Origin of the sequence: Cupriavidus sp. WS, assembly GCF_000395345.1 — a bacterium.
Classification (GTDB): Bacteria; Pseudomonadota; Gammaproteobacteria; order Burkholderiales; family Burkholderiaceae; genus Cupriavidus; species Cupriavidus basilensis_B.
In genome coordinates, this window is record NZ_AQPL01000524.1 from 1 (window position 1) to 1,625 (window position 1,625).

Sequence of the window (1,625 nt, forward strand, 5' to 3'; positions counted from 1 at the left end):
CGCCCGGCTGGCTCGCCGGGCGCCGCGTGCCGCCTACACCTTCTTGATTTCCTTGATGCCGTTGTGGTCGTCCACCAGGATGACCTTCGGCTTGTAGGTGGCGATTTCCTCGTCGCTCATCGGCGCGTAGGTGCAGATGATCAGGTGGTCGCCCAGGTGCGCGCGCCGCGCGGCCGCGCCGTTGAGCGAGATCTCGCCGGTGCCGCGCGCGCCCTTGATGATGTAGGTGGAGAAACGCTCGCCGTTGTTGACGTTGTACAGCTCGATCTTCTCGAACTCCTTCATGTCGGCCGCGTCGAGCAGGTCCTCGTCGATGCCGCACGAGCCCTCGTAGTGGAGATCCGCCTGTGTCACGGTGACACGATGGAGCTTGGCGCGGAGCATGATGCGTTGCATGGGTGATACGTCCTTGGTTTGTTGCCGTGTGAGCCCGCGGGCAAGCCCGGCGGGCCGCTGGGAAAGGTTCCGGCGCGCGTGCGCCGGCCGTGCCGGCGGATGCCGCGGCGGCGCGAAGGCGCCCGGCCGCAACCGCCTGGCGCCATTCTAAGGCGCGCGGGCCGCGGCGGGCCCGCGCGCGCCTTCAGCTGGCGCCGCGGATCACCTGGCCGTCCTTGCACATCAGGCAGGCCGCCACGATGTCGTCTTCCAGGTTCAGCACGAACTGGCCGTCCTTGTCGATGACGAGCTTGAGGAAGTCGAGCACGTTGCGCGCGTAGAGCGCCGAGGCGTCGGCCGCCACCATGCTGGCCAGGTTGGTATGGCCGACCAGCGTGACGCCGTGGCGCTCCACCACTTCGTCGGCCACCGTGAGCGGGCAGTTGCCGCCCTGCGCCGCGGCCAGGTCGACCACCACCGAGCCCGGCTTCATGGCCTGCACTGTCTCTTCCCTGAGCAGCACCGGCGCCTGGCGGCCCGGGATCAGCGCGGTGGTGATGACGATGTCGGCCTGCCTGGCGCGCTCGTGCACCAGCTCGGCCTGGCGGCGCATCCAGTCCGGCGGCATGGGCCGCGCGTAGCCGCCCACGCCCTGCGCGATCTCGCGCTCCTCGTCGGTGACGAACGGCACGTCGAGGAACTTGGCGCCCAGCGATTCGATCTGCTCCTTCACCGCGGGCCGCACGTCGGAGGCCTCGATCACGGCGCCGAGCCGCCTGGCGGTGGCGATGGCCTGCAGCCCGGCCACGCCCGCGCCGAGGATCAGCACGCGCGCGGCCTTGACGGTGCCGGCGGCGGTCATCAGCATCGGCATGAAGCGCTGGTAGTGATAGGCGGCGACCAGCACGGCCTTGTAGCCGGCGATATTGGCCTGCGAGGACAGCACGTCCATGCTCTGCGCGCGCGTGGTGCGCGGCGCGGCTTCGAGCGCGAAGGCGGTGAGCGTGGCGCGCGCCATGCGCGCGTTGTTGTCGGCATCGAACGGGTTGAGCATGCCGACCAGCGCGGCGCCCGGCGTCATCAGCGCGAGCTCGGCATCGTCCGGCGCGCGCACCTTGAGCACCAGCTGCGCGCCCAGCGCCTGGGCCGCGGTGCCGATGGTGGCGCCGGCCGCCTCGTAGGCCGCGTCGGGCTGGCTGGCGCGCACGCCGGCGCCCGACTGCACGATGACCTGATGGCCCTGCGCGACG

Annotated in this window: 2 protein-coding genes; both read right to left on the reverse strand. The window is 71.0% G+C overall.

What is annotated here, in order from left to right; translation table 11 throughout:
- Positions 1-33: 33 nt before the first annotated feature.
- Positions 34-396 (reverse strand): aspartate 1-decarboxylase, encoded by a 363-nt coding sequence (gene panD, locus K206_RS0133505; protein ID WP_020206667.1) that lies wholly within the window; start codon positions 394-396, stop codon positions 34-36.
- Between the two features lie 184 nt (positions 397-580).
- Positions 581-1,625 (reverse strand): NAD(P) transhydrogenase subunit alpha (locus tag K206_RS0133510; RefSeq protein ID WP_020206668.1); only part of this gene is annotated, 1,045 nt, incomplete at its 5' end.

What these genes read in the sequence shown, in the direction of transcription:
- panD (WP_020206667.1), bottom strand. Translation starts at nt 396, where the DNA reads ATGCAACGCATCATGCTCCGCGCCAAGCTCCATCGTGTCACCGTGACA.